1 protein-coding gene is annotated in these 1058 nt (G+C 64.7%); it reads left to right on the top strand.

Going from position 1 to position 1058, the window contains the following annotated elements; genetic code table 11:
- Nucleotides 1-1058 (top strand): ABC transporter ATP-binding protein (locus tag CFB47_RS39955; RefSeq protein ID WP_089464397.1); only part of this gene is annotated, 1058 nt, incomplete at both ends.

Here is a 1058-nt window from a genome sequence, read left to right as displayed (position 1 = left end):
GACGCCTTCGTGCGCATCGAAAACGTCGTGAAGAAATTCGGCGACAGCACCGCCGTCGACAACGTGAACCTGACGATCGCGAAGAACGAGCTGTTCGCGCTGCTCGGCAGCTCGGGCTGCGGCAAGTCGACGTTGCTGCGCATGCTCGCCGGGCTCGAGACGGCCACCTCGGGCAAGATCTTCGTCGACGGCGAGGACCTCGCATCGCTGCCACCGTACCGCCGCCCGGTGAACATGATGTTCCAGTCGTACGCGCTGTTCCCGCACATGACGGTCGAATCGAACGTCGCGTTCGGCCTGAAGCAGGAAGGCACGCCGAAGAACGAGATCAAGGAGCGCGTGGCCGATGCGCTCGCGCTCGTGCAGATGAGCAAGTACGCGCAGCGCAAGCCGCACCAGCTCTCCGGCGGCCAGCAACAGCGCGTCGCGCTCGCGCGCTCGCTGGTCAAGCGCCCGAAGCTGCTCTTGCTCGACGAGCCGATGTCCGCGCTCGACAAGAAGATCCGCCAGAAGACCCAGCTCGAACTCGTGAACATCATCGAGAAGGTCGACGTGACCTGCGTGATGGTCACGCACGACCAGGAAGAGGCGATGACGATGGCCAGCCGCCTCGCGGTGATGAGCGAAGGCAAGATCGTGCAGATCGGCGCGCCGGGCGAGGTGTACGAATTCCCGAACAGCCGCTTCTCGGCCGAATTCATCGGCTCGACCAACCTGTTCGAAGGGCGCGTGGTGGAAGACGAGCCCGATCACATCTTCGTCGAGAGCGACGACCTCGAAGCGCGCATGTACGTGAGCCACGGCATCACGGGCCCGCTCGGCATGCCGGTGGGCATCTCGGTGCGCCCCGAACGCATCCACGTGTCGCGCGAGAAACCCGGCTCGAAACACAACTGGGCGCGCGGCGTCGTGACCGACATCGCGTACATGGGCAGCTACTCGCTGTACCACGTGCGCCTGCCGAGCGGCAAGACGGTGGTGTCGAACCTGTCGAGCTCGCACCTGATGAACGACAACGCACCGGCGTGGAACGACGACGTGTTCGTGTCGTGGTCGCC

It is taken from the genome of Burkholderia sp. AU27893, from assembly GCF_002223205.1.
Lineage (GTDB): Bacteria > Pseudomonadota > Gammaproteobacteria > Burkholderiales > Burkholderiaceae > Burkholderia.
The sequence above is the reverse complement of the archived record's forward strand: the minus strand, read 5'-3'. Positions and strand labels throughout refer to the sequence as shown.